Genomic DNA, 26527 nt, shown 5'->3' on the forward strand with positions numbered 1-26527 from the left:
CGTCCTGGTTTCAGCAGTGCCACTCTTGGGAGGAGCGGGTCTGCAAGGACGCTTGAGGCCAGAATTGACTTTCAGCTTGGTACTAACGAGGCGCACCTTACCGGAAATGCCAACGCTTGGCAAGCTTTACCGCTTTGCTCAGGCGAGCCGAACAGTATCGCGCGTAATGAGCGTGCTGGGAAGAGGGGCCAAACGGTCTGCAATCGGCTGGATGTTCCGTTTTCGTGCACTCAAATGAGGGTTCGGGGTGCACTTGTTCACAGTCGGTGCGGCGCTTGTAACGACTTGGCAACACGCTATGACGGACTCGCCAATGCCTTGACTGGGCGGTTAAGTCAATGAAAAAAAACACTATTTTCAGCTGGTGAAAAAATCGTCAGTTTGAGCCAAAGCCCCGATCTACGCGGGTTTGCGGGGGATAGTAGGGGGTTGTCCACCGAGTTATCCACAGGAACTGTGGATTGTCCCAAGCGCTTGCTCTAGGACGGGCGTGCCAGCAATATAATGAACTGTCCGACAATCGACAGGTTCCAATGGGCCCTCAAGTCATTCACTTGAGAACGTCAAGAAAAGATCGCTGAAAATTTTTTGGATTTTGCCGCAAACGCCTTGCCGGAATGCAAGAAATCGAGTGGCTGCGCCAAACCCGCGCCGTTAGCGATTGCTGATAAGCTGCGCAGCAATCATCCAGCATCATTCGGGGTAGGCATGACAGTGGATCTGGCCAGCATTCTGCTGGGCTTGGTGGCAGGGGCTTTGCCCTGTCTGGGGTGGATCATGCAGTTACAGCGCCGCCAAGGCGCGCGGCAGGCCGAACAGGCGTTGCTTGAAGAACGCCTCAATGCCGCTCTGTTGGCCCAGGCTGGCCTGCAGGCGCAGCTGGAGGCCAGCCGCGATGAGATCAGTGACCTCAGCGAAGCCAACACGGTCAAGCAGGCCCAGCTGGCCGCCCAGGGCCGTGAGCTGGAATTGCTCCAGATCGACCGTGACAACGCCCGTGATGCCGCCCACGCCTGGAGCCTTGAGCGCGCCAACCGCGAAGCCGAACTGCGCCGCCTGGAAGCCCAGACTGCGCGCCTGGACGCCGAACTGCGTGAACAGCAGGAAAGCCACCAGCAGCGTCTGGAAGACCTGCAGGAAGCCCGTGATACCTTGCGCGCACAGTTTGCCGACATGGCCACGAAAATCTTCGACGAGCGCGAGCAGCGTTTCGCCCAGACCAGCCAGCAGCACCTCGGCCAGTTGCTCGACCCGCTCAAGGAGCGCATCCAGGCGTTCGAAAAGCGTGTCGAGGAAAGCTACCAGCAGGAAGCCCGCGAACGCTTTTCGCTGGGCAAGGAGCTGGAGCGCCTGCAGCAGCTCAACCTGCGCCTGTCCGACGAAGCCACCAACCTGACCCAGGCCCTGAAGGGGCAGAAGACCCAGGGCAACTGGGGAGAGCTGATCCTCGAGCGGGTGCTGGAGCATGCCGGCCTGGAAAAGGGCCGCGAATACCAGACCCAGGTCAGCCTGAAGAGCAGCGACGGCGAGCGTTTCCAGCCCGATGTGCTGATCATGCTGCCCGGCGACAAGCAAGTGGTGGTGGATGCAAAGGTCAGCCTCACTGCCTATCAGCAGTTCGTCGCCAGCAACGACGACGCTGCGCTGAAGCAGCATGTGCAGTCGCTGCGCAGCCACGTCAAAGGCCTGTCGAGCAAGGACTACAACCGCCTCGAAGGCTTGCACAGCCTGGATTTCGTGCTGCTGTTCGTGCCGATCGAGGCGGCTTTCTCGGCCGCCCTGCAGGCCGAGCCGAACCTGTTCCAGGAAGCCTTCGACCGGCAGATCGTGATCGTCAGCCCGACCACCTTGCTCGCTACCCTGCGGGTGATCGACAGCCTGTGGAAGCAGGAGCGCCAGGGCCAGAACGCCCGCGAGATCGCCGAGCGCGCCGGCTGGCTGTATGACAAGTTCGTGCTGTTCATCCAGGACCTGGACGAGCTGGGCAGCCGCCTGCAGCAGGTCGACAAGGCCTATGCCGCCGCGCGCAACAAACTGTGCGAAGGGCGCGGCAACCTGGTCAGCCGCAGCGAACAGCTGAAAATGCTCGGGGCGCGCGCCAGCAAGAGCCTGCCGGCCGATTTGCTGGAGCGGGCGCTGTCCAACGAAGCATTGCCCGAAGAAGTGCTTACTGAACCAGGCTCAGATGGCGATTGAGCAGGGCACGCAGGGCCGCTGGCTTGACCGGCTTGGCCAGGTAATCCAGCCCCGAAGCGTGGACCATGGCGAGGGTTTCCTTGCTGCCGTCGGCGCTGATCACCACACCCGGCACCGGTTCGCCCAGGCGCGCGCGTAGCCAGCCCATCAGCCCGATGCCGGTCTCGCCATCGTCCAGGTGGTAGTCCACCAGCGCCAGGTGCGGGCGCATGCCCTTGGCCAGCAAGGCTTCGCATTCGGCCTGGTTGCGTGCGGTCCATACCTGGCAGCCCCAGCGGCTGAGCAGGCTGTTCATGCCGATCAGGATGCTGTCTTCGTTGTCCACGCACAGCACGTGCAGCCCGGCCAGCGGCTGACCGGCCTGTTCCGCCGGGGCACTGGCAACCGGTGCAGCCTGGCGGGCAATCGGCACGCTGACGCGGAACACCGTGCCTTTGCCCGGCCATGAGCGCACTTCCAGCGTGTGGCCGAGTACCCGGCACAGGCCGTCGGCGATCGCCAGGCCAAGGCCCAGGCCTTTCTCGGCGCGGGTCTGGTGACTGTCCAGGCGCTTGAACTCCTGGAAAATCACCTGCAGCTTGTCGTCGGCGATACCCGGGCCACGGTCCCACACTTCCAGCCACAAGCGTTCACCCTGGCGCCGTACGCCCAGCAGGATCGGGCTCTTGCCGTAGCGCAGGGCATTGGTCAGGAAGTTCTGCAGCACCCGCCGCAGCAGCTTCATGTCGCTCTCCACCCGCAGGCGACTGCCGCGCAGGCGGAATTCCAGGCCTTTTTCGGCGGCCAGCACCTTGAACTCGGCGCCGAGGGTGTCGAACAGTTCGTTGAGAGCGAAGGGCTTGGGGGCCGGGGTGATCTTGCCGTTTTCCAGGCGCGAGATGTCCAGCAGGTCGCTGATCAGCTCTTCGGCCGAGCGCAGCGAGCTGTCCATGTGCTGCACCAGTTGCCGGGCCTCTTCGTTCATGCCTTCGGCTTGCTGCGACAGGGCTGCGGAGAACAGCCGTGCAGCGTTCAGCGGTTGCATCAGGTCATGGCTGACCGCCGCCAGGAAGCGGGTCTTCGACTGGCTCACGGCTTCGGCATGGCTCTTGGCTTCGGACAATGCCTGGTTCAGTTGCGACAGCTCGTAGGTACGTTCGGCAACCCGTTGCTCCAGGCTTTCATTGGCTTCACGCAGGGCCTGCTCGGCCTCGCGGAACGGGGTGATGTCGGTGAAGCTCATGACGAAGCCGCCGCCCGGCATCGGGTTGCCGATCAGTTCGATCACTCGGCCATTCGGGAACAGGCGTTCCGAAGAATGCGCGCGGCCCTGGCGCATCCAGTGCAGGCGGCGGGCCACGTGCACCTGGGCTTCGCCGGGGCCGCACAGGCCGCGTTCGGCGTTGTAGCGGATGATATCGGCAATCGGCCGGCCGACGCTGATCAGCCCGTCGGGGTAGTTGAACAGCTCCAGGTAGCGACGGTTCCAGGCCACCAGGTGCAGGTTCTGGTCAACCACGCTGATGCCCTGGTTGATGTTCTCGATGGCGCCTTGCAGCAGGGCGCGGTTGAACTGCAGCACCTCGCTGGCTTCGTCGGCGATGCGCACCACGTCTTCCAGCTGCATGTCGCGGCCTTCGATGGCGGCCTTGACCACGGCGCGGGTCGATGAGGTGCCGAGCACCCCGGCGAGCAGGCGTTCGGTGTGTTCGATCCAGTCACCGTCGGCGTTCTGATTGGGGTTGAAGCCCTTGCCCTGGCGGTAGGCGAAGCGGATGAAGCTCTGCCGCGCGCGCTCTTCGCCGACAAAGCGCGAGGCCAGGGTCAGCAGGTCGTCGATCTGCACCGCCAGCAGCGGCTTGCTGCTGGGGCGGGCACTGGTCTGCTGGCCGATGAAGCGGCCGGCTTGCCAGTGCTCGGACACCCGCGTGCGCGACAACAGCGAGACCCAGGCGAACAGCGTGAAGTTGCCCGCCAGCGACAGCACCACGCCTTGGGTCAGCGGGCTGATCGGCAGGTTCAGCGGGTTGCCATGCAGCCACGCCAGCCCCGGAAACAGCTGCAGCGACCAGCCCACGCTGTGCGCGGCAATCGGCAGCACCAGGGTGTAGAACCACAGGAAGATGCCTGCCGCCAGGCCGGCGAACACGCCGCGGCGGTTGGCCTGCTTCCAGTACAGCGCGCCGAGCATGGCCGGGGTCAGCTGGGTCACGGCAGCGAAGGCGATCTGGCCGATGGTCGCCAGGCTGGCCGTGGAGCCCAGCAGGCGGTAGCTGACGTAGGCCAGCAGCAGGATCACCACGATGGTCACCCGGCGTACCGACAGCATCCAGTGGCGGAACGCCTCGAATGGCCGTTCGGCGTTGGTCCGGCGCAGCAACCAGGGCAGCAGCATGTCGTTGGAAACCATGGTCGACAGCGCCACGGCCTCGACGATGACCATGCCGGTGGCGGCCGAGGCGCCGCCGATGAACGCCAGCAGGGCCAGGCTCGGGTGGGCCTCGGCCAGTGGCAGGCTGATGACGAACGAGTCGGAAATCACCGTGCCCGGCAGCAGCATCTGCCCGGCCAGGGCGATGGGCACCACGAACAGCGCGGCCAACGCCAGGTACATCGGGAATACCCAGCGCGCCAGGCGCATGTCCTGGGGTTCGATGTTCTCCACCACGGTGACGTGGAACTGCCGTGGCAGGCAGATGATCGCCATCATCGCCACGGCGGTCTGCACCACCATCGACGGCCAGTTGATGGTCTCCTGCCAGTAGTCCTGCAGGTGGACTGACTGGCGGGCCTGGCTGAACAAGTCATCGAAGCCGTCGTACAGGTTGAACACCACGAACACGCCCACGGCAAGGAAGGCCAGCAGCTTGATCAGCGATTCGAAGGCAATCGCCAGGACCATGCCACGGTGGTGCTCGGTCACGTCCAGGCTGCGGGTACCGAAAACGATGGCGAACAGTGCCAGCACCAGCGACACCACCAGCGCGGTGTCCTGCACGCGGGTGCCGGTGGCGTCGGCGCTGGCGCCGATCAGCAGGTTCACGCCCAGCACGATGCCCTTCAGCTGCAAGGCGATGTAGGGCAACACGCCGACCAGGCAGATCAATGCCACCACCACCGCCAGGGTCTGCGACTTGCCGTAGCGTGCGGCGATGAAGTCGGCGATCGAGGTGATGTTCTGCTGTTTGCTGATCAGCACCATCTTCTGCAGCACCCATGGGGCGAAGATCAACAGCAGCACCGGGCCCAGGTAGATCGGCAGGAACGCCCAGAGCTGTTCGGCGGCCTGGCCGACCGCGCCGAAGAAGGTCCAGCTGGTGCAGTACACCGCCAGCGACAGGCTGTACACCCAGGCACGCAGTTTCGGCGGCAACGGCGTGCTGCGGCGGTCGCCATAGAAGGCGATGGCGAACATGATGGCCATATAGGCCAGGGCGACCACGGCGATCAGCCCGCTGGACAACGACATGAAGACTCCGAAGCAAAAAAAATAACGCGGTCCCGATCAACCAGTCTGGCACGCAGGTGCCGCTTCGTCAGCGCAGACCATGGTCGCAGTGGCAGGTGGTCGCAGGGTGCAGCTGCAAACTGTGCCGACGCCTGCGCCTGCTCCTGCTCCTGCTCCTGCTCCTGCTCCTGTTCGAGGGTACCCGCGTGGCAGCCGGTACAGGCATCGTCACCCTCGGCGGGTACCCAGCCAATAGAACACCCCCGCGAGTATCACCGACAACACCAGCAGGTAGAAGATCGCCCCTGGCCACAGCTGCACCAGGGCAAATCCCACCATCACCGGCCCCAGCGCTGCGCCCAGGTTGGACAGGTTCTGCGCGCCGTAATACACCCCGCGCAAGTGCTCCGGTGCGATCAGGTCGATGAACATGTATTCGGCGGGGATGACAATGATTTCGCCCAGGGTGAACACCAGCATCGCCAGGCACCACATCAGCGTCGACCCGGCCAGGGCAAAGCCCAGCAGCCCGGCGATGAACAGGCCCATCCCGGCCAGCAGCCAGGGCATCAGGCGCTGGCGGCTGATGCGTCGGCCGATCAGGTACTGCAAGGCAATCACCGTCACTGCGTTGGTGGTCACCAGGTAACCGACCAGGCGTGCCGCCTCGCCCGGGCTGCTGGTCACCACCAGGTACTGCGACAGGTAGGCAGTGAACTGGCCGAACACCACCGCGCTCAGCACCCCGCCGAGGGTAAAGCACACCAGCCGACGGTCACCGGCCAGGCCCAGTGCCACCTGGCCGAAGCCAGCGCCGGGTTGGTCCGCTGCGCTGGCCTGCAGACCGCGGTCGCCCAGGCGCCAGTAGGCCAGGCTCATGCCCAGGCCAAGCAGGGCCGAGGCGATGAATGGCAGGTGGCCGTCCAGCTCCAGCAGGGCCACGCCCAGCAGCGGCCCGGCAGCGTAGCCGATGTTGCTGAGGGTGTACTTGATGGCGAACACCTCGGCCCGCTCTTCCACTGGCAGCAACGCGCAGAAGCCCGCCTTGGCGGCGATGTCGACCACTGCCAGGGCCAGGTTGATCAGCACCAGGCAGATGAAAAACAGCATCGCTGCGCGGCTGGCAACGGCACCGACGAATGCCAACGCGAACAGCAGCGTGCAAGCGCTGACCAGCGTGTGGTTGCGCAAGGTATCGACCAGGTGGCCGCCATACAGGCTCAACAGCGAGGCGACAATCAGCGCACCGCCGATCAGCAGCCCGATCTGGCTGATCGGCAACTGGAAGTTGTCGGCCAGGTAGACCACCAGGTAGGGCAGGGTGAGGGCGCGAGCGACGGTGAGCGTGAAGGTAGTGAGCAGGAGCAGGCGAACGGTGTGCGGGTAGCGCTTTATGGCGGCGAGCATTGCCACATCCTTGTTGTGCTGGTGTATGCCGGGCACAAGCATAAGCAATATCGCGAGGTGTACGCGATCCTGGTAAGCGTGCCTCAAGTTGCCGATCAGCATCGACGGCCCCGGCGACAGGTGGAGCATTGACAGCCCGTCAGCTAAGGGGAATACTCTGGCAAAATTCATATATATGTTTATATAACAAGACGAGAGCGAGACCCATGCACCCACTGACCGGTGATGCTCGACTGCCCCGCTACCAACAACTGCGCGACCATATGGTCGCGCAGATTGCCAACAACCGCTGGCGCCCGGGCGAGGCGATCCCGACCGAAGCAGCCCTGGCCAACGAGTTCGACATGTCGGTCGGCACTGTGCGCAAGGCTGTCGATGTGCTGGTCGCCGAAGGCGTGCTGGAGCGCCAGCAGGGGCGCGGCACTTTCATCCGCCGGCCGCAGTTCCAGTCTTCGCTCTTCCGTTTCTTCCGCTTCGAAGCCGTCAATGGCGAACGCGTGGTGCCAGAAAGCCGCATCCTTTCCATCGAGCCGCTGGCCGCACCCTCGGCGGTTGCCGAAGCGCTGGGGCTGGCATTGGAAACCGAAGTGATCCGCATCGTCCGTACCCGTCTGCTCGGCGCCCAGCCGGTGCTGGCCGAAGAGATCTGGCTGCCGCGCCAGACCTTCCAGCCGCTGCTCGACGTTGACCTGAACAGCAAGGGCCCGCTGCTATACCCGATCTACGAGGAGCTGTGCGGGCAGCTGGTCGCCTACGCCGAAGAAACCCTGACCGCCGAGGCGGTCGACGCGGTGCATGGCCGCCTGCTGCAACTACCGGTCGATAGCCCGGTGGTGGTGATCGAGCGCCTGGCCCGTGACTACGCCGGCAAGCCATTGGAATGGCGCCGCTCGCGTGGTCATGCGCAGCACTTCCGCTACCGCATCGACATCCGCTAAGCCGGCCGCTTCACCCGGTTACCCCATCTGCGCCGCGCTGCCACGGCGCAGTAGCTTTGCCTGCGCGGTCGCCAGCGCTTGTGCACGCCCGGCCGTAACACACACAACCAGAAGGATAACAATCATGTTCAGTTGGTATCGTCAGATCACCTCACGGGAGCGCAAGACATTCTGGGCCTGCTTCGGCGGCTGGTCGCTCGATGCGCTGGAAGTGCAGATGTTCGGCCTGGCCATCCCCGCGCTGATTGCCGCGTTCTCCCTGACCAAGGGCGACGCCGGCCTGATCAGCGGCCTGACCCTGGTGACTTCGGCAATCGGCGGTTGGCTGGGCGGCACCCTGTCCGACCGCTACGGCCGCGTGCGCACCTTGCAGTGGATGATTCTCTGGTTCTCGTCCTTCACCTTCCTCTCGGCGTTCGTCACCGGCTTCTACCCACTGCTGTTCGTCAAGGCCATGCAAGGCTTCGGCATCGGTGGCGAATGGGCTGCTGGCGCAGTGCTGATGGCTGAAACCATCAACCCGAAATACCGCGGCAAGGTCATGGGTACAGTACAGAGCGCCTGGGCCGTAGGTTGGGGGCTGGCGGTGGCGCTGTTCACGCTGATCTACTCGCTGGTGCCGCAGGAATTCGCCTGGCGGGTGATGTTCTTCGTCGGCTTGCTGCCGTCGTTGCTGATCATCTGGGTGCGCCGCAATGTGCCTGAGCCGGACAGCTTCCAGCGTTTGCAGAAAGAAAACGCCATCCCCACCAGCTTCTTCCGCTCCATGGCCGGCATCTTCCGCCCGGAACTGCTGCGCGTGACCCTGCTCGGCGGCTTGCTTGGCCTGGGTGCCCACGGTGGCTACCACGCGGTGATGACCTGGCTGCCGACCTTCCTCAAGACCGAGCGCAACCTTTCGGTGCTGAACTCCGGGGGTTACCTGGCAGTGATCATCGTGGCCTTCTGGTGTGGCTGCGTGGTCAGTGGCCTGCTGATCGACCGCATCGGCCGCCGCAAGAACATCCTGCTGTTCGCCCTGTGCTGCGTGCTGACCGTGCAGGCTTACGTGTTCTTTCCGCTGAGCAACACGCAGATGCTGTTCCTCGGCTTCCCGCTGGGTTTCTTCGCCGCCGGCATCCCGGCCAGCCTGGGCGCGTTCTTCAACGAGCTTTACCCGGCGGAAGTGCGTGGTGCCGGGGTGGGCTTCTGCTACAACTTCGGCCGTGTGCTGTCGGCGGTGTTCCCGTTCCTGGTCGGCCACATGAGCGAGTCGATGCCACTGGGCAGTGCCATCGGCATCGACGCCGGTATCGCCTATGGCGTGGCCGTGATTGCCGCCCTGTGCCTGCCGGAGACTCGTGGTCGCAACCTCGAATCCACACCCGCTCCGGAAATGGCCGGCGCGGTCGCCAAGTAACCTGACATTGTCTATATGAGAACCATGCCCGACGCTCCTGCTGCATACCTCACCGCCATCGATAGCCACGCCCATGTCTTCAGCCGCTGGCTGAACCTTGCCAGCGAGCGGCGCTACGCGCCCAGCTACGATGCGCCGCTGGGTGACTACCTGAGCCAGTTGCAGGTTCATGGTTTCAGCCATGGCGTGCTGGTGCAACCCAGCTTCCTCGGTACTGACAACCGCTATCTGCTCAGTGCCCTGCAAACCATGCCGGGGCAGCTGCGCGGGGTGGTGATGCTGGAGCGTGACGTCGAGCGTGAGAGCCTGGATGAAATGGCCCGGCTGGGGGTGCGTGGTGTACGCCTGAACCTCATGGGCCAGACGCTGCCTGACTTGACCGACGCCGGATGGCGGCCGTTGCTCGAGCGCATTGGCGAGCAGGGCTGGCATCTGGAGCTGCACCGGCAGATAGCCGATATCCCGGCGTTGGTGCGGGCGCTGCAACCTTATGGCCTGGACATCGTGATCGACCACTTCGGCCGGCCCGATGCCCGCCGTGGGCTGGGGCAACCTGGATTTGCCGAACTGCTGGCCCTGGGAGGGCAGGGCAAGGTGTGGGTGAAGGTTTCGGGCATCTATCGGCTGGAAGGCTCGGCCGAGGAAAATCTGGCGTTTGCCCGTTCGGCACTGTGTGCGCTGGAGGCGCATTATGGTGCGCAGCGCTTGATGTGGGGCAGTGACTGGCCGCATACCCAGCATGAATCGGCGGTAAGCTTCGGTACTGCTGTCGAACAGTTCGAGGCCTTGGGCTGCTCGGCGCAATTGCGTCGAGCCCTGTTGGGGGACACCGCGCGGGCTTTGTTTGGTTTCGAGTAGGCGGTTGACTGCTACCTCTTGAGCAGTACGGTCCGCGCAGGAGCGGCCTTTCGCGACACCAGGCCGTTCCTGCAAAAACCTACAGCGATTCGCAGCTTACAGCCTGAAGTGGCTGATCATCTGCTGTAACTGGCCACCCAGGCGCGCCAGTTCCACGCTGGACGCCGATGTCTGCTGGCTCGCCTCCGCCGTCTGCTCGGAGATATCCCGCACCCTGACCACACTGCGGCTGATCCCTTCAGCCACCGCACTCTGCTGCGCTGATGCTGCGGCAATCTGCTGGTTCATCGACTGGATCCCGGAAACCCGTTGGGTTATCCCTTCCAGCGCCTGCCCCGCCTCGCGCACCAGCGCAACACTGCTCGCAGTCAAGCTCTGGCTTTCTTCCATCAATTCGCTGACCGAACGCGTGCCTTGTTCCAGGCTGCCGATCGCCTGCTCGATCTCCTCGGTAGACGCCTGGGTGCGCTGGGCCAGGCTGCGTACCTCATCTGCCACCACCGCAAAACCACGCCCGGCTTCACCCGCCCGGGCCGCTTCGATGGCAGCATTCAGCGCCAGCAGGTTGGTCTGCTCGGCCACTGCCTTGATCACATCCATGACCTTGCCGATACGCTGGCTTTCGCTGCGCAGCGCATTCATCGCCTCACCGGTGGCGCCTACCTGGTTGGCCAAGCGGTCGATCTGCGCCACCGCGCGGCTGACCACGTTGTCGCCTGCGCGGGCTTCGTCGTCGGTAGCGCTGGCGGCCTGCGAAGCTTCATCGGCATTGCTTGCCACTTCATGCACGGTGGCGGCCATTTCCTGCATGGCGGTGGCCACCTGGTCGGTTTCGACTTTCTGGTTGTTGGCGCCGGCGCTGGTCTGTTCGGTGATGGCCGACAGCTCTTCGGTAGCGCTGGCAATCTGCGAAATGCCGTCGCGCACGTGGGTAATCAATGCCCGAAGGTTGCCGGTCATGCGCTGCAGTGCGTTCTGCAACTGGCCCACCTCGTCGCGGCGGGTACTGTTCGGCTGTTCGCCGAGGTCGCCCGCAGCCACCTGCTCCATGGCCTTCAGCACCTGGCGCAACGGCGCGCTGACCTGGCGGGCGATCAGTACTGCGGCCAACCCGCCAGCCAGCAGGGCGAGCAGGGTGGTGACGATCTGCAGGGTCTTGGCGAACTGGCTGTCCTCGACCACCGACGTAGCCTGGGCATCGAGCAATTGACCGATCAAGCCATTGAGCGTTTCCACGTCATTGCCCATCGCCGTACGGTAGGCCACCAGCTTGCTCACCTCGCCACGGAATGTTTCCACGGCGTCGGCATAGGCGCGCACCTGTCGGATCAACTGGTCGAATTCCCCGGCGAACTGACCGTTGAATGTGGCTACCAGTCCAGGCAGGTCGTTTACCGTGGTGGCGACCTGCGCGTTCATCAGCTTTTCGGTATCGGTGTTGGTGTTCCCGGTGTAGCCACGCACGTGGTAGCGCAGAAGGATCAGGTTTTCACGAATCTGGTTGATCGCTTCGCTGCGCACAAAACGCAGTTCGGCATCGGGCAGGGCGCGGACCTGCTCGCGAATGCGCTCGATGCTGCTGAACGACTGTGTGGCCAGCACGCCCATGTCCTTCTGTGCGGTGCGCATTTTCTGGTAGGACGCGAAGCTCAGCGCCTGGTTGCCGGCATACGCCTGCAGGGCCTGGTCAGCTTGGCCGAGCAGCGCCAGGTTTTGCGGCTTCACCAACGTGCTGCGCAGTTTGTCCAACGGTTTCTGGAAAGCATCCAGTGCCGCCTGCAGTGCCTTGCCTTCGTTTTCGTCGCCGTTAGCCATGGCATGGCGCAGGCGCGCTACGCGTAAGTCGCCCAGTGCATCGTTGAGGGCGGATACATCGCTGACCACTTGGCTGCGGCGCACCAGGCTGCCCAGCGCGTCCCAGCCAATCAGCGACTGGGCTAAGGTCAGGCACAGCACCAGACCGAAACCGAGGAAGAGCTTATTGGCGATTCTCAGGTCGCCGAACCAGGTAAACATAAACTGCTGAGCCCCTTTCTTGTGTATTGGAGGAGACCGGAGGTCTGTTTTTTCTGTCGGATATAGTCATCTATATGAATTGTCGGCGGGTGCGACGCAACCTTGATCGTGCAGCGCAAAAATAATGGCACTTGGCTATGTTTAGCCGGCGCTTGCCAGCCAACCCATTTCCCATGCAGATTTGTGGCTTGCCGCGCGTGGCAAGCCTCCAATCGAAAAGCCCCCAGGACCAAGGACGATGAGTCACTCCTCGCAATTCACCTTGCTCGGCAAGCGGCGTTTCCTGCCGTTTTTCATCACCCAGTCGCTGGGTGCGTTCAACGACAACCTGTTCAAGCAGTCGCTGATCCTGGCGATCCTGTTCAAGCTCAGCCTGGGCGACGGCGACCGTTCGATCTGGGTCAACCTGTGCGCCTTGCTGTTCATCCTGCCGTTCTTCCTGTTCTCGGCGCTGGGTGGGCAGTTTGGCGAGAAGTTCGCCAAGGACGCGCTGATCCGCGCGATCAAGCTGGCCGAGATCGCCATCATGGCGGTCGGCGCGCTCGGCTTCATCACCAACCACCTGGCGCTGATGCTGGTGGCGCTGTTCGGCATGGGCACGCATTCGGCGCTGTTCGGCCCGGTGAAATACTCGATCCTGCCGCAAGCCTTGCGCGAAGAAGAACTGGTCGGCGGCAACGGGCTGGTGGAAACCGGTACCTTCCTGGCCATCCTCGCCGGCACCATCGGCGCCGGGGTGATGATGTCGGCCGACAGCTATGCCACGGTGGTGGCCGGCGGCGTGGTCGGCACGGCGCTGCTGGGCTACCTGGCCAGCCGCTGGATCCCGCGCGCTGCCGCCGCTTCGCCGCAAATGCCACTGGACTGGAACATCTTCAGGCAGTCCTGGGCGATCCTGCGCATGGGTCTGGGCCAGCCGCCGGCGGTGTCGCGGTCGATCGTCGGCAACTCGTGGTTCTGGTTCGTCGGGGCCATCTACCTTACCCAGATCCCGGCCTATGCCAAGGACTGGCTGCACGGTGACGGTACGGTGGTGACCCTGGTGCTGACGCTGTTCTCGGTCGGCATCGCCCTGGGCTCGCTGCTGTGCGAGCGGCTGAGCGGGCGCAAGGTGGAAATCGGCCTGGTGCCGTTCGGCTCGTTCGGCCTGAGCCTGTTCGGCCTGCTGTGGTGGTGGCACTCCGGCGATGTGCCGGCCGCCGCGGCAGCGCACGACTGGCTGGCGCTGCTGGGCATGGGCCAGGCCTGGTGGATCCTGCTGTCGATCGTCGGCCTTGGCGTGTTCGGTGGCTTCTATATCGTGCCGCTGTATGCGCTGATCCAGGCGCGCACTGCCGAGGACCAGCGTGCCCGGGTGATCGCCGCCAACAACATCCTCAATGCCTTGTTCATGGTGGTATCGGCGCTGCTCACCATTGCCCTGCTGGGCCTGGCCAAGCTGACCATCCCGCAGCTGTTCCTGGTGGTGTCGCTGCTCAATATCGCGGTGAACGTGTATATCTTCAGGATCGTGCCCGAGTTCACCATGCGCTTCCTGATCTGGCTGCTCAGCCATTCGATGTACCGCGTGCAGCACCGCGGCCTCGAGCGCATTCCCGAGCAAGGCGCGGCATTGCTGGTGTGCAACCACGTGTCGTTCGTCGACGCGCTGCTGCTCGGTGGGGCGATCCGTCGGCCGATCCGCTTTGTCATGTACTACAAGATCTACAACCTGCCAGTGCTCAACTTCGTGTTCCGCACTGCACGTGCCATCCCGATTGCCGGGCGCAACGAAGACCTGGCCACCTACGAGCGCGCCTTCAGCCGGATTGCCGAGTACCTGGCGGATGGCGAGCTGGTGTGCATCTTCCCGGAGGGCAAGCTGACCGGGGATGGTGAAATCGATGTGTTCAAGGGCGGCGTCAACCGCATCCTCGCAGAAACACCGGTACCGGTGATTCCGCTGGCCTTGCAGGGGCTGTGGGGCAGCTTCTTCAGCCGTGACCCTGGCAAGGGCTTTTTCAAGCGCCTGTGGTCACGGGTAACCATCGTGGCAGGCGCCGCCATCCCGGTGGAGGCCGCGCAACCAGAAGCGTTGCGTGAGCAGGTCAGCCGCCTGCGCGGCGACCTGCGCTAGTGGCGGGTGTCAGCTGGCGCTGACTTTCAGGCCGACCAGGCCGGCAATGATCAGCGCCACGCTGACCAGGCGTACCAGGGCCATCGACTCGCCGAACAGGAGGATGCCGGCGATCACCGTGCCGACCGCGCCGACGCCGGTCCAGATGGCGTAGGCGGTGCCCAGCGGCAGTTCCTTCATGGCCAGGCCCAGCAAGCCCAGGCTGATGGCCATGGCGGCGACGGTGAGTACGGTGGGAAGCGGCTTGCTGAAGCCATCGGTGTATTTCAGGCCGACCGCCCAACCGACCTCGAACAGGCCGGCGAAGAACAGGATGATCCAGGACATGGTGCGGCTCCATCGTTGCGAAGGATGGGGCCGTCCCCGGGATGATCACGCGCTGCGTCGTGAGGTCGTCCTCACAGTGGGCACCATGGTGCACGCAGACAGTTCTCTGGGCAAGCCTGCGCTGGGCCTCTTCGCGCGGATACCTGCGAAGCGGCCCAGCGCGGGCAACATCAATGCCTGGCAGGCTCCCCAGCTTCAGCTTCAGCCACAGGCTCACCCATGCGCCGGAACCAGGTCGACAGCAGCGCCCCGGAAATATTGTGCCAAACACTGAACAACGCGCTCGGCACCGCCGCCAATGGCGAGAAATGCGCCGCTGCCAGGGCCGCGCCCAAGCCGGAGTTCTGCATGCCCACCTCCAGCGCCAGCGCCTTGCGCTGGGCCAGCGGCAGCTTGCACAGCTTGCCGGTCAGGTAACCGAGCAAATAACCGAAGCTGTTGTGCAGCATTACCACGGCCATGATCAGCAACCCGGACTCGGCGATTTTCGCCTGGCTGGCCGCCACCACTGCGCAGACGATCATCACGATGCTGACCACCGACACCAGCGGCAGCACCTGCACCGCTGCCTGCACCTTGCTGCCGAGCAGGCGCTGGGCCAGCACGCCGAGCACGATCGGCACCATCACCAGCTGCAGGATCGACCAGAACATGTCCATGAAGGACACCGGCAGCCAGGCCGAGGCGAGGAACCAGATCAGTGCCGGGGTCAGCAGCGGCGCGAGCAGGGTAGTCACCCCGGCAATCGCCACCGCCAACGCCAGGTCACCCCGTGACAGCCAGACCATCACGTTCGACGCCGTGCCGCTCGGGCAGCAGCCGACCAGGATCACGCCTACGGCGATTTCCGGCGGCAGCTGGAACAGCTGGCACAGGAGCCAGGCCATGCCCGGCATGATCACGAAGTGCGCGACCACGCCCAGCATCACCCGCCAGGGCTGACGGGCGAGGGCGGCGAAATCGTCGAGCTTGAGGGTGAGGCCCATGCCGAACATCACCAGGCCCAGCAGCGGCACGATGGCCACCTTGAGGGCGACGAACCATTGTGGTTGCAGGAAGGCCAGCACGGCGAATACCAGTACCCACAGGGCGAAGGTGTTGCCGACGAAGCGGCTGAGGGCGGCGAGGGCACGCATGGGGCAAGTCCTTTTTGTTATGGCTTTGTAATTTTCAAGGGCCCAATCGCCGGCAAGCCAGCTGCCACAGGTACGGCCCAGTATTCAGACCTGTGCCGTACCTGTGGCAGCGGGCTTGCCGGCGCTTGGGCCGGTGCTGTCCGAGGATCTTCCCCATGCCAGCACCGGCATTCCATGGCCGTCAGACCCCTTGCGGAATCTCCTCGCCACCCAGCGCCTCGAACAGCGCCGGCAGGAACTCGGCAAAGGTCATCATCATCAGCTGGAAGCTGGCGTCGAACTGCTGTGCAGCTTCATCGCCGCCATCCTGTTCGGCCTGCTCCTGCAGCAGCTCCTCGAACTTCACGCGCTTGATCACCATCTTGTCGTCCAGCACGAACGACAGCTTGTCCTGCCAGGCCAGGGCCAACTGGGTGACCACCTTGCCGGTGCTCAGGTGCAGCTGGATTTCCTCGCCGGTCAGGTCCTGGCGCTTGCAGCGCACGATGCCACCGTCTTCGGCGGTGTCGCGCAGTTCGCATTCGTCCAGTACGTAGAAGCCTTCGGCGGCCTGCTGCGACTTGACCCAGTCGGTCATGGTGGCGGTTGGCGCGATCTTCACCGTGGCCGGGCGCACAGGCAGCGAGCCCATCACTTCGCGCAGGGTCGACAGCAGGTCTTCGGCACGCTTGGCGCTGGCCGAGTTGACCAGGATCAGGCCCAGGCGCGGGGCGATGGCGGCGAAGATCATCGAGCGGCGGATGAACGCGCGCGGCAGGAACGCCTGGATGATCTCGTCCTTGATCTGGTCGCGTTCCTTCTTGTAGACCTTGCGCATCTGCTCGGTCTCGATCTCTTCGACCTTTTCCTTGACCGCGTCATTGACCACGCTGCTGGGCAGGATGCGTTCTTCCTTGCGCGCGGCAATCAGCAGGTACTCGCCGCTGACATGCACCAGGGGAGCGTCTTCGCCCTTGCCGAATGGCGCGACGAAACCATAGGTGGTCAGCTCCTGGCTGGCGCAGGGGCGGGCCGGCTTGCTGGCCAGGGCCGCTTCCAGCGCTTCAGGCTCGAACGGGACTTCCTGGGTCAGGCGGTAGGTCAGCAGGTTCTTGAACCACATGAGGGGCAATCTCTCCTTAATGCATAAGGCGGGCATTATTCTCCGAGCGGTGCTCCGAGGCCAACCCTATCAGAGGGCCAGCAGCTATCTGCATGCCAGGAAAATGCCCGGCAGCGCTAGGTCTTTGAAAGATCTGGAATTTTTTTTGAAAAAAGTTCAAAAAACGCTTGCCAGGGTAGCAAGCCGTCCGTAGAATGCGCGCCACACCGAGACGAAGGGTGATTAGCTCAGCCGGGAGAGCATCTGCCTTACAAGCAGAGGGTCGGCGGTTCGATCCCGTCATCACCCACCACTCGATGTTTAGCGCAGCGGTAGTTCAGTCGGTTAGAATACCGGCCTGTCACGCCGGGGGTCGCGGGTTCGAGTCCCGTCCGCTGCGCCATATTCCGCTTCCAGGGCCTACTGAACACCCGGAAGCAACAGAGAAAGCGACCTTAGGGTCGCTTTTTTTGTGTCTGTTTTTTGGTGTATATCGAAATTTGCAAAAAAATCGATAAGTGCTTGCCACAGCGCGAAGTCGTCCGTAGAATGCGCGCCACACCGAGACACATGGGTGATTAGCTCAGCCGGGAGAGCATCTGCCTTACAAGCAGAGGGTCGGCGGTTCGATCCCGTCATCACCCACCACTCGATGTTTAGCGCAGCGGTAGTTCAGTCGGTTAGAATACCGGCCTGTCACGCCGGGGGTCGCGGGTTCGAGTCCCGTCCGCTGCGCCATATTCCACTTCCAGGGCCTACTGAACACCCGGAAGTCACAAAGAAAGCGACCTTAGGGTCGCTTTTTTTGTTTCTGCGCTTCTACAGCGCCTTCACCGGAATGCAGATGTCGCAGCTGAACTCACCGGTTTGCGGGTTGAATGCCGTAGCGGCGTAAAATCTTTCAAAGCACGGGCGGTCGTCACACTGCAGGCCGTTGGACGGCATCCACTCGCGAAGCAGCCGCGTCCAGGCGTCAGCGATGTTTTCCACCCTCCCTTTGAAGCTCGACAGCGCATAGCGCCCTCCCGGCAGGGTCTGGATGTCTGCCTGACCGCTGCTGACGAAATCGGCTGGCACCTCGACGCAAGCGTCATAACGGCACTTGTCGGCGGGGGTGATGGACGGGTCGTCATGACCGATACCGTAGCAAACGCCTTCGCTGAAACCGTGCGAGTACATCCAGGGCGTCATCTTGTTGCGCCAGAACTCGCCGATGGCGGGGCCGTAGGGGCCGATCAAACGTTGGTAGGCCACGCGCGTTGCCGGTAAATCGATGATGCGTACATTCATGGCGGGATCCTTTGCCAATGGACAGGAGACGACAGCATCAGCGAATGCGCCCTGGTGTGCCTGATCCACATTGCTCGCAACCTGATCAGGATTGCTCTCTCCATCAGCGCGATGCTGGCCAATGACTGCAACCAGCGCTGCTGCTCGCTGCGGAGCATTGGCCCGCCAGTCCGATGGCGTACAGCCAAACCTGAGCTTGAAGGCCCGTGCGAATGCCTCAGCCGAATTGAAGCCAGAAGCCAGGGCGGTCTCCAGCACTGTTTCATGGCCGCTGGCGGAAAGGCGCAGGGCTGCATTCTCCAGCCGTCTGCGCCGGATGTAGTTGCCCAGGGTCTCGCCCATCCAGGCAGCGAAGAGCCGATGAAAATGAAAACGTGAAAAATTGGCGACGTCGGCGAGTGCTGCGCCATCCAAAGGTTGCTCCAGGTGAGCATCGATATAGTTGAGCACGCGATTCATGCGTCGTGTGTACTCAGCGCGTGATGCCTGAGCGGCGGGGGCGGTCGTCATGGCGCAGACACTAGCCTCGGATTGGAAAAGTAGCGGCTCACGGGTTGCAGCGCAGTAGAACGCTTCCAGCGTTGCAAAAGCTAGTCTACCCGCTGCCATCAGCATGAATGTGCTCCAGCATGGCGCCAGGATGCCCGCGCGTGCCATTGCATGGTGCGCCACCAGTAGCGGCATCTTCGCCGCCCAGCCCACCCCCACAGTGCTGCTGCGCCCCCAGGCCTTGCGAAATCCTGGGGCGCGCCGGCATGCCCGCGAAAGGGCGGCACAGCTGGCCCACAAATTGCTGTTTCCCCTCCATCCTGGGCTATCAACGTCGACAGCCCACAACATTTCACGACAAAGGCGCCGTGTTGCCCCGCTTGCCAAGCAAGCCGGGCAGCCGGCGCCTTTTTGCGTTCCAACAGGAGCCCGCCCCATGGCCAACAGCGAAGTACGCAGCGTCTGTCCCTATTGCGGCGTTGGTTGCGGCATCGTCATGAGCGTTGTCGATGGCAAGGTCGCCAAGATCAGCGGCGACAAGCAGCACCCCAGCAATTTCGGCCGCCTGTGCACCAAGGGCCTTACCGCACACCTGCCGCTGAGCGCCGCCGGTCGCCTGGCCGACGCCTATGTACGCCAGCAGCGCAACCAGCAGCCGGCACGTACCGGCATCGACCAGGCCATTACCGAGGCCGCCGCACGCCTGCGCGGCATCCTCGACCGGCACGGCCCTGACGCCGTGGCGCTGTACGTGTCCGGGCAAATGTCACTGGAGGCCCAATACCTGGCCAACAAGCTGGCCAAGGGCTTCATCCGCACCCGTCACATCGAGTCCAACTCACGCCTGTGCATGGCCAGCGCCAGCAGTGGCTACAAGCTCTCGCTCGGCGCCGATGGCCCGCCCGGCAGCTACCAGGATTTCGACCACGCTGATGTGTTCCTGGTGATCGGCGCCAACATGGCTGACTGCCACCCGATCCTGTTCCTGCGCCTGCTCGACCGGGTCAAGGCGGGCGCCAAGCTGATTGTCGTCGACCCGCGGCGCAGTGCCACCGCCGACAAGGCCGACCTGTTCCTGCAGGTGCGCCCCGGCACTGACCTGGCCTTGCTCAACGGGCTGCTGCACCTGCTGCAGCGCAACGGCCATACCGACCCCGATTTCATCGCCCGCCATACCGAAGGCTGGGACGAACTGGTCGGCTTTCTCGACGACTACACCCCGCAACGCGTGGCCGCCATCACCGGCCTGGCCGAGGCCGACCTCATCAAGGCTGCCGAATGGATCGGTACCGCCAACAACTGGATGAGTTGCTGGACCATGGGCCTGAACCAGAGCATTCACGGCACCTGGCACAGCAACGCGCTGTGCAACCTGCACCTGGCCACCGGTGCCATCTGCCGCCTCGGCAGCGGGCCGTTCTCGCTGACCGGCCAGCCGAATGCCATGGGTGGCCGCGAGATGGGCTACATGGGCGCCGGGCTACCGGGCCAGCGCTCGGCGCTGGTAGCGGCAGACCGGGCCTTCGTCGAGCGGCAATGGGGCCTGGCGCCTGGCAGCCTGCGGGTAGAGGAAGGCGAGGGTACCATCGCCCTGTACCAGCAGATGAAGGCGGGTGAAGTCAAAGCCTGCTGGATCATCTGCAGCAACCCGGTGGCCAGCGTCGCCAATCGCCAGCAAGTGATCGAGGGCTTGCGCCAGGCCGAACTGGTGATCGCCCAGGACGCCTTTCTCGACACTGAAACCAACCGCTATGCCGACATCCTCCTGCCAGCCGCGCTGTGGGCCGAAGGCGAGGGCGTGATGATCAACAGCGAGCGCAACCTGACCCTGATGCCGCGCGCTGTCGCGCCACCCGGGCAGAGCCTGGCGGATTGGCAGATCATTGCCCGGGTCGCCTGCGCCATGGGCTACGCCGAGGCCTTCGACTACCCCGATGCCGAAGCGGTGTACGAAGAGATCCGCCGCTTCCACAACCCCGCAACCGGCTACGACCTGCGTGGCATCGGTTATGCCGAACTGCGCGAGCAACCGCGCCAGTGGCCCTGCGCGCCAGGCCGCGACAACCCGCGCAGCCCGTTACGCTACTGCAACGATGGCAGCAGCCAGGCGCTGGTGCACGATGCCCACGGCGAACGCCCGGCACTGGCCTTTGCCACCAGCAGCGGCAAGGCGCGCTTCTTCGCCCGGCCCTGGCTGCCAGCGGCGGAATTGCCCGATGCTGATTACCCCATGGTACTGAATACCGGCCGTGTGCAGCATCAGTGGCACACCCTGACCAAGACCGGCAAGGTGCCGGCGCTGAACAAACTCGAGCCTGGCCCTTTCGTCGAGCTCCACCGCGAAGATGCCGCGCGGCTGGGCATCACCGAAAACGACCAGGTCGCCATCCGCTCGCGCCGGGGGCAAGCCGTGCTGCCTGCGCGTATCAGCGACCGGGTGATGCCGGGCAACTGCTTTGCGCCGTTCCATTGGAGCGACCTGGTTGGCGATCAGTTGGCGATCAATGCCGTCACCTGCGATGCGGTCGATCCACTGTCGTTACAGCCGGCGTTCAAGCATTGTGCCGTGCTGCTGGAGCGGGTCGCCGGTGAACGCATCGAGGCGCTTGAACTGGACACTGCCATCGCACAGCCAGCCTGCAGGCCGACCGCCGTCCTGGCCCGTGTGCTTGGCCTGGACACGCTGCCAGTGCCGGTGCTGGCCGAGGAACAACGCCACTATCTGCAAGGCTTCCTGCTGGGCCTGGAGCAGGCCGCTAGCGAGGCTGTGCCGTGCCTGCCAGCCAGTGCACCGCTGGCCGGCAACAGTCGGCTGTTCGTCGATGGCTTGCTGGCCGGGCTGTTCGCCCAGCCTGCGCCAGGGCACCAAGCCACGCCGGCAGCCCCTCGCCACCAGGTACTCTGGGCCTCGCAGACCGGCAATGGCGAGCGGCTGGCCGAGCGTTGTGCCGAGCGCCTGCGCGCTGCTGGCCTCGCTGTGCAGCTCGATTGCATGGATGCGGTCAGCCCACATCAACTGCAAGGCGCTGCCAGCGTGGTGTTGATTGCCAGTACCTTCGGCGATGGCGATGCGCCGGATAGCGCAGCGGCGTTCTGGCGTGCCTTGCAAGGCGAGGAGGGCGCCCATTGTGCCGAACTGCCCTATGCCGTGCTGGCCCTGGGCGATTCCAGTTACCAGCAGTTCTGCGGTTTTGGCCGCAAGCTCGACCAGCGCCTGGCCGAGCTGGGTGGGCGACGCCTGCTGCCACGGGTCGATTGCGAGCCGGATTTCGACGATGCCTTCGCTGCCTGGCTCGATGCGCTGCTGCCAACCCTGGGCAATGTCGCTGCGCCGCAGCCGCGCAGCGAAGCCGCACCGGCGGTGGCCTGCAGCAAGCAGCAACCCTGGGCTGCTAGCGTGTTGGAGAACCGCCTGCTCAACGGCGCGGGCGCCAGCAAGGAAACCCGTCAGCTGGTGTTCGACCTGAGCGGTAGCGGCTTGAGCTATGCCCCGGGTGATGCCCTGGGGGTGTGGCCGCGCAACTGCCCGGCTCTGGTCGACGAACTGCTGGCGCTGATGCAGCTCGATGGCCAAGCCATGATCGAGCTGAAAAACCAGCCTCCCATGCCGTTGATAGAAGCCCTGCAAGCGCACCTGGAAATCGCCAAGGTCACCCCGCAACAGTTGCAGGCCTTTGCCGGCAATGCCCCGGACCTGCAGCGGCTGCTGCAGCCCGAGTGCAAGGCCGAGCTGCAGGACTGGCTGTGGGGCCGGCAACTGGTCGATGTGTTGCATGCCTTCCCGCAGCAACTGCCGCTGGCCAGCTGGCTCGAGCTGCTCAAACCGCTGCAGCCGCGGTTGTACTCGATCAGCTCCAGCCCGCTGGCGCACCCTGGCCAAGTGCACCTGACCGTGTCCACGGTGCGCTATGGGTCACGCAAAGGCGTGTGCTCAAGCTTCCTTGCCGACCGCGCGCAGTCACTGAAGGTGGCGATCTTCCCGCAGGTGTCGAAGCACTTCCGGCTGCCCGAGGACGACAGTGTGCCGCTGATCATGGTCGGCCCCGGCACCGGCATTGCGCCGTTCCGGGCCTTCCTCGAGGAACGCGAGGCGCGCGGAGCCAAAGGCGCCAACTGGCTGTTCTTCGGTGAACAGTACGCGGCCACCGATTTCTATTACCGGGAGCAGTTGCTGGCCTGGCAGGCCACAGGGCACTTGCGCCTGGACACGGCCTTCTCGCGGGACCAGGCGCAGAAAATCTATGTGCAGCAGCGCATGCTGGAGCGCGGCGCGGAGCTCTGGCAGTGGCTGCAGGCGGGGGCTTACTTCTATGTGTGCGGTGATGCGCAGCGCATGGCCAGGGATGTGGAGGCGGCGTTGCGGGTGATCGTGGCCGAGCATGGGGGCATGGATGCGGCGGCAGCTGCGGCTTATGTCGAGGCGCTGGGCAAGGCCAAGCGGTATCGGCGGGATGTGTATTGAATGCGCCAAGATGGGGAGTGATGCACTTGGAATGTGCGTTTACTGCGCTGGCGCTATCACCGGCAAGCCAGTTTCCACAGCTATCTCACCGCCCTGTGAAGCTGTGCCAGGCCTTGTAGACGCTGGCTTGGCGGCGATAGGGCAAGTCGTGGCAACAGCTTTGGCACAGTCCCTGCTTTAACCCGGTTACAACAAAGCCCACTGATCAACGGCGATCAACCCGGGCCCCCTACCGTGATGAATACAGGCAAAGGCGCCTGGAGCTTCGGCTCCAGGCGCTTTTTTTTTGATCGAGGATCGGCTTATGAAGGCAACAGCGAGCAGCGGGCAACGACAGCGACTGGTCATCGTCGGCAACGGCATGGTCGGCCATCATTGCGTCGAACAACTGGTCAGCCGTGGCGCCCTGCAGCGCTTCGAGCTGCACGTGTTTGGCGACGAGCGGCAACGCGCCTATGACCGCGTGCACCTGTCCGAGTACTTCGGTGGCAGCTGCGCCGAAACCCTGGCCCTGTGCGGGCAGGACTTCTACAGCGCCAGCGGCGTGCATCTGCACCTCGGTGAAGCAGTGCTGGAAATCGACCGCGCGCGCGGCGAAGTGGTCACCGCCGAGGGGCGCTACGGCTATGACCAGCTGGTGCTGGCCACCGGCTCGTACCCCTTCGTACCGCCGATCGAAGGCTCCAGCGGCAACGCACGCCTGGTCTATCGCACCCTCGATGACCTCGACGCCATTCGCGCTGCAGCCGCCAATGCCCGCCGTGGCGTGGTGGTTGGCGGTGGCCTGCTCGGCCTGGAAGCGGCCAACGCCCTCAAGTCGCTGGGCCTGGAAGCCCACGTGGTGGAATTCGCCCCACGGCTGATGCCGGTGCAACTGGACGGCGAGGGTGGTGCCGCGCTCAAGGCCCAGATCGAAGCCCTGGGTGTGGGTGTGCACCTGTCGCGCGCCACCCAGTCGATCAGTGCCGGTGAAGACTACCGCTACCGGATGAACTTCGATGGCGGCGAACACCTGGAAACCGACCTGATCGTGTTTTCTGCCGGTATTCGCCCGCAGGATGCCCTGGGCCGAGCCTGCGGCCTGGACATCGCGGCGCGTGGCGGGGTGGTGATCGATAACCACTGCCGCAGCAGTGACCCACGCATCTTTGCCATCGGCGAGTGCGCATCGTGGAACGGCAGCGTATTCGGCCTGGTCGCCCCGGGCTACAGCATGGCACGCAACCTGGCGGCATTGCTGATGGGGGAAGCCGCTGGCGAATTCACCGGTGCCGACATGTCGACCAAGCTCAAGCTGCTGGGTGTGGATGTCGGTTCGATCGGCGATGCCCACGGCGCCACCCCAGGCTCGCGCAGCTACCGCTTCATCGATGAAGCCAACAGCGCCTACCGCCGGCTGGTGGTGGACGCCAGCGGCAAGCGCGTGCTCGGTGCGGTGCTGGTTGGCGACAACAGTTACTACGACACCTTGCTGCAGTATGCACAGAATGGCATCACCCTGCCGGCCGACCCAGCAGCGCTGATCCTGCCGCAAGGTGGCGCGGCGCCGGCCCTGGGCGCCGATGCGCTGCCCGACAGCGCAACCCTCTGCTCCTGCCACAACGTCAGCAAGGGCGCGGTGTGTGCCGCCATCGACAGTGGCTGTGGCGACCTTGCCGCGGTCAAGGGCTGCACCAAGGCCGCGACTGGCTGTGGTGGTTGCGCGGCCCTGCTCAAGCAGGTGGTCGAGCACGAACTGGGCGCCCGTGGCGTGGTGGTGGACAAGAGCCTGTGCGAGCACTTTGCCTACACCCGCCAGGAACTGTACGGGCTGGTGCGGGTAGAGGGCATCCGCACCTTCAACGAGCTGCTCGCACGCCATGGCAAGGGGCAGGTTGGCTGCGACATCTGCAAGCCGGCGGTGGGCAATATTCTCGCCTCGTGCTGGAACCAGCCGATCATGGACCCGGCGCTGGTGCCGCTGCAGGACACCAACGACACCTTCATGGCCAACATGCAGAAGAATGGTACCTACTCGGTGGTGCCACGCATCCCCGGCGGGGAAATCACCCCCGACAAACTCATCGTGATCGGCCAGGTGGCGAAGAAGTACGACCTGTACACCAAGATCACCGGTGGCCAGCGCATCGACCTGTTTGGCGCGCAGCTGCACGAACTGCCGCTGATCTGGGGCGAGCTGATCGAGGCCGGTTTCGAAACCGGCCACGCCTATGGCAAGTCGACCCGCACGGTGAAGTCATGCGTGGGCAGCACCTGGTGCCGCTACGGGGTGCAGGACAGTGTCGCCATGGCCCTGCGCCTGGAAGACCGCTACAAGGGCCTGCGCAGCCCGCACAAGCTCAAGTTCGCAGTGTCCGGCTGCACGCGAGAATGCGCCGAGGCGCAAAGCAAGGACATCGGTGTGATCGCTACCGAGAAAGGCTGGAACCTGTACGTGTGCGGCAACGGCGGCATGCGCCCGCGGCACGCCGAACTGTTCGCCACCGACCTCGACGACGAAACCCTGGTGCGCCTGATTGACCGAGTGCTGATGTTCTACATCCGCACCGCCGACAAGCTGCAGCGCACCTCGGTGTGGCGCGAGAACCTGGAGGGCGGCCTGGACTACCTGAAACAGGTGGTCATCGACGACAGCCTGGGCCTGGCTGGCGAGCTGGAGGCGCAGATGCAGCATGTGGTCGACCAGTACCAATGCGAGTGGGCCAACGCCCTCAACGACCCCGAGAAACTCAAGCGCTTCCGCACCTTCGTCAACGATCGCCGCGCTGACCCGGACGTGCACTTCGTGCGCGAACGCGAACAGCGTCGGCCTGTGGCAGCGCTGCATCTGATCCCAACCGTCGAGGAGGCTGTGTGATGAACCTGTCCAATGCTGCAATGAAAACCCAGGTGAACTGGCAAACGGTATGCCAGGCCGACGACCTGATAGCCGATTCCGGGGTGGTGGTATGGCTCGATGGTGCCCAGGTGGCGTTGTTCTACCTGCCGGAGCAGGCCCAACCGCTGTACGCGGTGGACAACCGCGATCCGCGTTCCGGGGCCAATGTCATCGGCCGTGGGCTGGTGGGCACGTTGCAGGGCGAGTTGGTGGTAGCGGCGCCGTTGTACAAACAGCATTTCAGCCTGCACAGCGGGGAATGCCTGGAGGATTCGGCGCAGCGCTTGCGGGTTTGGCCGGTGCGCTTGAGGGGGCGTGCGGTGGAGTTGGCGGTGGATTGATGGGGGGGTTGTCGCCTGTGAGATCGAGCGCCGCTCGTGCAGCGCATCGCGGATAAATCCGCTCCTACAGCCTTGCAAACCGGCGGACAACCATGGCCTGTCAGGCATGGCCACGTTGCAAAAAATGTAGGAGCGGATTTATCCGCGATGCGCTGCGCGGGCGGCG

At 64.1% G+C, this 26527-nt stretch carries 15 protein-coding genes, 4 tRNA genes and 1 pseudogene; 12 read left to right on the forward strand and 8 right to left on the reverse strand.

What is annotated here, in order from left to right; genetic code table 11:
• The first annotated feature begins 822 nt into the window (after positions 1-822).
• Positions 823-2196, forward strand: coding sequence for a DNA recombination protein RmuC (gene rmuC, locus HG549_RS06465; RefSeq protein WP_170034078.1), 1374 nt, complete (start codon positions 823-825; stop codon positions 2194-2196).
• On the opposite strand, the gene HG549_RS06470 is transcribed toward rmuC, so the two are convergent.
• Both HG549_RS06470 and HG549_RS06475 read right to left on the reverse strand, forming a co-directional pair.
• Complete coding sequence (locus tag HG549_RS06470) at positions 2168-5644, reverse strand: hybrid sensor histidine kinase/response regulator (RefSeq protein WP_170028741.1); 3477 nt, start codon at positions 5642-5644, stop codon at positions 2168-2170. The genes rmuC and HG549_RS06470 overlap by 29 nt on opposite strands.
• 207 nt (positions 5645-5851) lie before the next feature.
• Complete coding sequence (locus HG549_RS06475) at positions 5852-7030, reverse strand: MFS transporter (protein ID WP_170028742.1); 1179 nt, start codon at positions 7028-7030, stop codon at positions 5852-5854.
• Between the two features lie 206 nt (positions 7031-7236).
• Between HG549_RS06475 and HG549_RS06480 the strand changes: the two genes are divergently transcribed.
• The 3 genes from HG549_RS06480 to HG549_RS06490 all read left to right on the forward strand — a co-directional run bounded on the left by HG549_RS06480 (position 7237) and on the right by HG549_RS06490 (position 10225).
• Positions 7237-7968 (forward strand): GntR family transcriptional regulator, encoded by a 732-nt coding sequence (locus tag HG549_RS06480; protein WP_170028743.1) that lies wholly within the window; start codon positions 7237-7239, stop codon positions 7966-7968.
• Positions 7969-8092: 124 nt separating this feature from the next.
• Positions 8093-9367 (forward strand): MFS transporter, encoded by a 1275-nt coding sequence (locus tag HG549_RS06485; protein WP_170028744.1) that lies wholly within the window; start codon positions 8093-8095, stop codon positions 9365-9367.
• Positions 9368-9391: 24 nt separating this feature from the next.
• The gene (locus HG549_RS06490) at positions 9392-10225 is read left to right on the forward strand and encodes an amidohydrolase (protein ID WP_170028745.1); all 834 of its coding nucleotides are present in this window, start codon (positions 9392-9394) and stop codon (positions 10223-10225) included.
• Positions 10226-10321: 96 nt separating this feature from the next.
• Here the strand turns inward: HG549_RS06490 and HG549_RS26215 are convergent, their stop codons facing one another.
• Complete coding sequence (locus HG549_RS26215; protein ID WP_372241563.1) at positions 10322-11185, reverse strand: methyl-accepting chemotaxis protein; 864 nt, start codon at positions 11183-11185, stop codon at positions 10322-10324.
• Between the two features lie 39 nt (positions 11186-11224).
• Positions 11225-12241 (reverse strand): annotated as a pseudogene (locus tag HG549_RS26220) (methyl-accepting chemotaxis protein); the annotation flags it as partial.
• A 238-nt stretch (positions 12242-12479) separates the two neighbouring features.
• Here HG549_RS26220 and HG549_RS06500 point away from each other — a divergent pair.
• Positions 12480-14357, forward strand: a complete 1878-nt coding sequence (locus HG549_RS06500) for an MFS transporter (protein WP_170028747.1) — start codon at positions 12480-12482, stop codon at positions 14355-14357.
• A 9-nt stretch (positions 14358-14366) separates the two neighbouring features.
• On the opposite strand, the gene sugE is transcribed toward HG549_RS06500, so the two are convergent.
• The 3 genes from sugE to rdgC all read right to left on the reverse strand — a co-directional run bounded on the left by sugE (position 14367) and on the right by rdgC (position 16922).
• Positions 14367-14684: a quaternary ammonium compound efflux SMR transporter SugE gene (gene sugE / locus HG549_RS06505; protein ID WP_170028748.1), complete on the reverse strand. Its 318-nt coding sequence runs from the start codon at positions 14682-14684 to the stop codon at positions 14367-14369.
• A gap of 170 nt (positions 14685-14854) precedes the next feature.
• On the reverse strand, positions 14855-15820 hold the full coding sequence (locus HG549_RS06510) for a bile acid:sodium symporter family protein (protein ID WP_170028749.1): 966 nt from the start codon (positions 15818-15820) through the stop codon (positions 14855-14857).
• Between the two features lie 181 nt (positions 15821-16001).
• Positions 16002-16922, reverse strand: coding sequence for a recombination-associated protein RdgC (rdgC, locus tag HG549_RS06515; protein WP_170028750.1), 921 nt, complete (start codon positions 16920-16922; stop codon positions 16002-16004).
• Between the two features lie 216 nt (positions 16923-17138).
• Between rdgC and HG549_RS06520 the strand changes: the two genes are divergently transcribed.
• From HG549_RS06520 to HG549_RS06535, 4 genes are all read left to right on the forward strand, one after another.
• A tRNA-Val gene (locus HG549_RS06520) sits at positions 17139-17214 on the forward strand.
• 13 nt (positions 17215-17227) lie between these two features.
• Positions 17228-17304, forward strand: a tRNA-Asp gene (locus tag HG549_RS06525).
• Positions 17305-17473: 169 nt separating this feature from the next.
• A tRNA-Val gene (locus tag HG549_RS06530) sits at positions 17474-17549 on the forward strand.
• A gap of 13 nt (positions 17550-17562) precedes the next feature.
• Positions 17563-17639: transfer RNA gene (locus HG549_RS06535), tRNA-Asp, on the forward strand.
• 81 nt (positions 17640-17720) lie between these two features.
• On the opposite strand, the gene HG549_RS06540 is transcribed toward HG549_RS06535, so the two are convergent.
• Entirely contained in the window at positions 17721-18806 is a 1086-nt protein-coding gene (locus HG549_RS06540; protein WP_306092894.1) for a GyrI-like domain-containing protein, read from the reverse strand.
• A gap of 310 nt (positions 18807-19116) precedes the next feature.
• On the opposite strand from HG549_RS06540, the gene HG549_RS06545 reads away from it, so the two are divergent.
• The 3 genes from HG549_RS06545 (at position 19117) to nirD (ending at position 26361) form a co-directional block, all read left to right on the forward strand.
• Positions 19117-23142, forward strand: a complete 4026-nt coding sequence (locus HG549_RS06545) for a bifunctional nitrate reductase/sulfite reductase flavoprotein subunit alpha (protein WP_170028751.1) — start codon at positions 19117-19119, stop codon at positions 23140-23142.
• Between the two features lie 304 nt (positions 23143-23446).
• Entirely contained in the window at positions 23447-25999 is a 2553-nt protein-coding gene (gene nirB / locus HG549_RS06550; protein ID WP_170028752.1) for a nitrite reductase large subunit NirB, read from the forward strand.
• On the forward strand, positions 25999-26361 hold the full coding sequence (gene nirD / locus HG549_RS06555; protein ID WP_170028753.1) for a nitrite reductase small subunit NirD: 363 nt from the start codon (positions 25999-26001) through the stop codon (positions 26359-26361). Before nirB ends, nirD begins: the two co-directional genes overlap by 1 nt.
• The last annotated feature ends 166 nt before the right edge of the window (positions 26362-26527 follow it).

It is taken from the genome of Pseudomonas sp. SK (assembly GCF_012975065.1).
In the GTDB taxonomy this organism is placed as follows: domain Bacteria; phylum Pseudomonadota; class Gammaproteobacteria; order Pseudomonadales; family Pseudomonadaceae; genus Aquipseudomonas; species Aquipseudomonas anuradhapurensis.